Raw genomic sequence first — 4,302 nt, 5'->3', positions numbered from 1 at the left:
CCGCCGCCCGTGAATCCCCCGCAGATCCGCTCGCGGGTCGCGGCGTCACCGGCGGCGAACAGGCCGGGTACCGACGTCGCGCACGTGTCGTCGACGATGTCGATGCCGCCGGTGCCGCGCACGGTGCCTTCGGCGAGCATCGTCACCTCGAAACGGTCGGTGAACGGATTGATACCGCGACGATCGAACTGCAGGAAGAAGTTGGGCTGCCCGGCCCGCATCATCCGCTGCACCTGCGGATCGGCGCGGTCGAGCTGGGCGAACACCGGTTCCGTCAGCCGGGTCCGCGCGATTACCGAGCGGCCCTTCGACGAGCCCGCGCCTTCGAGCACGCGACCGTCCGCGTGGAAGAACGTCGCATAGCCGTAGTAGGCGGTCTTGGTGACGGTCGAACCGGCCGCCGCGATCCCGTACGCGTTCGCGAACTCCATTCCGGAGAACGACGCGCCGGCCTCCGCCGCCATCAGAGCTCCGTCGCCGGTGTCGACGTTGGTGCCCAGCGCCCCGGACAGGAACGCGCAACCACCGCTCGCGATGACCACGGCACCGGCGGTGATCCGGTAGTCGCGGCCGGCCTGGCGCCGGTATCCCGCGGCGCCGCGCACCTGCCCGTCGGCGTCGACGAGCAGTTCCAGCGCCGGCGAGTGGTCGAGGATCCTCACGCCGGCGCGCTTGATCCAGGCGCGCATCCGTCGCATGTACTCCGGCCCTTGCAGGCCGGTGCGGATCTGCAGACCGGTGTCGGGGTCGACGGGGAACGGGTAGCGGCCCTCGTCGGCGAGCAGGTTCATATTCTCGTACGTCTGGTCGAGCACCCGATCCATCCAGTGGTGATCGGCCAGGTAGCCGCCGAGCGCTTCACGGCTCGCCTTGGCCTGCTCCCGCGCGGACCGCTCGGGCGCGACATACCAGACTCCCGTGCCCGACGGTGCAGTCGCGCCGCTGGTTCCGCAGTAACCCTTGTCGACGAGCACGACATCGGCGCCGGCGCGACGCGCACGCAAGGCGGCCCACGTCCCGGCGGGGCCACCGCCGATGACGAGAACGTCGGTACTCAGATCCAGTGGTTCGGTCACGGTAAGGCTCCTGTCACGCGGGGTCTTCCGCGAAGATTCCGCATCCACCCCCTGGGCACAATCACCAGAATCAGCGTGACGCGAACCCAGCCGCCGATCGACTACCCGGAGTCCACGACCCGCCCGCGTCGGAATCGAGGACGAACGGCGCCACAGACAGGTAGCGCGCTACTCGTGACCGCCGCTACCGGACCGGCACAGACTGAGAATCCGCACAATCCCCACGAGGAGGAACCATGACGGATTCCCGAAGTTCTTCTCGCGAACCGGAACCCACCGCCGATTTCGGCGCCCCCGTGTTCGCCGGAACGGAGATCGACCAGAGTGTCGGATTCGACGACGCGTCCGGCCTCGCCGACGTCCCGTCCGAAGAGGGCGCGCACGCACTCGCACCGTGCAGCGAAGGTGACATCCCCACAGCATCCGTCGCCGACCTGATCCGCCAGTACGCACCTGAAGGGTGATCGACGATGGAAATCCGATTTCGCAACAACTACCCCGCCACGGTATCGGTGGCGGTGATGTTCTACAGCCCCGGAACCTGTGGCAACCACGGCAATTGGGGGACGCGCGGCTGGTGGAACATTGCGCCCGGGCAGATGGCACACGTACTCAACACCACCAACCGATTCATGTACTACTACGCCGAGGCCGGCGACGGCGCCCGGTGGGTCGGGAACTTCGGTCCGATGTACGTCTACCGGAACAGTTTCGATTCGTGCATCAACATCGGATCGACAGCTGCGATCGGTCGCGTGGGGACACGGCAGATCGACACCGGAGGGAAGAACACGATCGTCAACCTGAACCCCTGAACCCCTGCCCGAACCGGCGGGATGGTCCGTCCCGCCGGAGAACCCATCGAGGAATTGCCATGACCGAAAACAATGCCCGACATTTCTGTTCACTGGTGTTGCCGCCGCAGGCCACCGAGAAGACCCGGGCCGCGCTGCTGAAGGAATCGAAATGGGGCGTCGGAGATCGGGTCACCGTCCGATTCCTCGAGGGCGATCCGGGCCTGCGGCGCCGGGTACGCAACGTCGCGGAGGAGTGGACCGGGGAGAAGATGGCGAATCTCTCCTTCCGCTTTGTGGATTCGGGTCCGGCGGACATCCGGATCGGTTTCGAACAGGGCGACGGATCCTGGTCGTACCTGGGCACCCAGTGCCGGCAGGTCCCACCGGCGGAACGCACGATGAATTACGGGTGGCTCACACCCTCGTCGTCCGACGACGAGCTGCGCCGCGTCGTGCTCCACGAGTTCGGGCATGCACTCGGGCTCATCCACGAGCACCAGAACCCGAACCGTCCGATCGCGTGGAATCGCCGGGCAGTCATCGCCGACCTGTCGGGTCCGCCCAACAACTGGGATCCCGCGACGATCGAGCACAACATCTTCAAACGGTATGACCCGCGGTCGGTTTCGTCCACCCCCACCGATCCGGACTCGATCATGATGTATGCGATTCCGGCCCGGTGGACCACCGACGGATTCTCCGCGGATCTCAATTCGGAACTGTCCGATACGGACAAGGAGTTCATCCGTGATGCCTACCCGTGGTGAGCATCGGACTCGGGAGGCCGGTCGTTCCGTGACCGGCCTCCTGGCGCGTACCGTGCGGGCGGTGGCGAAAGTCCTCGCTCGCCTCCTCGCCGTGTTGCACCACGACACCGACCTCGACGAAACCGAAGCGGCACCGGATGCGACAGTGGCCGAGACATTTCCGGAGGATCGAATCCTCGAAGCCGTCCCGGCACCCGAACCGACGACCGGCACCCGCACGGCCTACGCGCGGCTCGACGCGCCCGATCGAGTCGCCCCGGGTGGTGTCTTCGAACTGGATGTAGGTCTCGCGGAGTCACCCGGTCACGGCGTCACGAGCCCCCATCCCCTCTCGGTTCCGGACACGGAATTCACTTTGACGGTGACGGTTTCGGCCGACGGCTTCGAGGTGCTAGGTGGTGCCTCGCTCGTCCGCACCATCCTCGTCGGCCCCGACGACCCCTACACATACGACGTGATCCGGCTCCGCGCGATCGACGACGACGCCCTGACACCGGCCCGCAGCATCCTTGCCGTGTACGCGATCGAGGGCCGCACGATCGGGATCGCCACCAGATCGGTCGTGGTCGGCGACGGTCCCGTCCCCGCCGAGCCGGACCGAACCGGTGTCGATTGGGTGCTGCCCACCGATCCGGACACCCGGCCCGATCTGGAACTGGTGGTCCATCCCGGCAACGACATCGGCGGACAGCGCCTGTTCTGGTATTTCCGGTCCCCGCATCCGACGGTCGGTGACGGCAACTTCGTCGCCGCGGACCTTCCTGCGACAGTCGCGACGACCGTCCGGCAACTGCTGAACGGCGTCGAGGACCGCAAGTCCCATGACGATTTGCCGTACTACCTGCGTGGCATCGGCCGGCGCATCGCCGACGCGATTCCCGATCCCGTGTGGCAGGCGTTGAAGGCCACAGCCGACGCGGTGGAGGGTCCGCCGAGTGTCTTGCTCGCATCCGCCGACCCGTACATCCCGTGGGAGCTGGCCCGCATCCCGTGGTGCGACGACGACCCGCCCCTGCTCGGGGCGCAGACCGTGATCGGACGCTGGCCGTACCTGGCGAACGGCCGGAGCCCCGCTCCCGCTCCCCGCCTCGAACTGGACTCGATGGCCGTCGTCTTCGGGGAGTACTCCGGCGATGAGAAGCTCGCGGAGGCCGCGCGGGAGGCCGTCCACCTCCGTACGCACTATGCGGCGCACCCCGTCGACGCCCGGATGAGCGACATTCTGCGCTGCCTCGACGGCACTCCGCGAGCGAATGTGCTGCATCTCGCGGTGCACGGCAACTTCGACCCGACCGGCTTGCGCGACGGTATCTACCTGGTCGACGGCAAGCACCTGAGCCCGGTGTCCGTCGAAGGAGTCGAGGAGAGTCCGGTTCGGCTGGCGTTCCTCAACGCCTGCCAGCTCGCACAGGGCCGCGAGGTGTTCGGCATATATGCGGGTATGGCATTCGCGCTGTTGAAGATCAGGGCAGAGGCGGTGATCGCACCGCTGTGGGAGGTCGACGACGCCGCGGCACGCGAGCTCGCGACGGCCTTCTATCCCGCGCTGTTCACCGACGGGCTGTCCCCTGCCGCGTACCTGCGCGGAATCCGCTGCCGGTCAGTGGAAACGAGCCCCGCAGCGACCTCCCTCGCCTACATCTACTTCGGTCATCCACTGCT

Annotated in this window: 5 protein-coding genes; 4 read left to right on the top strand and 1 reads right to left on the bottom strand. The window is 67.1% G+C overall.

The annotated features are described in order from the left end of the window. Nucleotides 1-1,076: FAD-dependent oxidoreductase (locus ACN675_RS27965; protein WP_420753916.1), on the bottom strand; the 1,076-nt coding region annotated here is incomplete at its 3' end. Nucleotides 1,077-1,312: 236 nt separating this feature from the next. On the opposite strand from ACN675_RS27965, the gene ACN675_RS27960 reads away from it, so the two are divergent. From ACN675_RS27960 to ACN675_RS27945, 4 genes are all read left to right on the top strand, one after another. Next, nucleotides 1,313-1,540: a hypothetical protein gene (locus ACN675_RS27960; protein WP_420753915.1), complete on the top strand. Its 228-nt coding sequence runs from the start codon at nucleotides 1,313-1,315 to the stop codon at nucleotides 1,538-1,540. 6 nt (nucleotides 1,541-1,546) lie between these two features. Next, a complete protein-coding gene (locus ACN675_RS27955; RefSeq protein ID WP_197252883.1) occupies nucleotides 1,547-1,891 on the top strand; it encodes a DUF1036 domain-containing protein in 345 nt (114 codons plus the stop codon). Between the two features lie 59 nt (nucleotides 1,892-1,950). After that, complete coding sequence (locus ACN675_RS27950; RefSeq protein ID WP_420753914.1) at nucleotides 1,951-2,640, top strand: matrixin family metalloprotease; 690 nt, start codon at nucleotides 1,951-1,953, stop codon at nucleotides 2,638-2,640. 61 nt (nucleotides 2,641-2,701) lie between these two features. Further along, nucleotides 2,702-4,302: CHAT domain-containing protein (locus tag ACN675_RS27945; protein WP_420753913.1), on the top strand; the 1,601-nt coding region annotated here is incomplete at its 3' end.

The organism is Rhodococcus sp. O3, assembly GCF_048897285.1.
Lineage (GTDB): Bacteria > Actinomycetota > Actinomycetes > Mycobacteriales > Mycobacteriaceae > Rhodococcus.
This window is presented reverse-complemented; position numbering and strand designations above follow the sequence as displayed.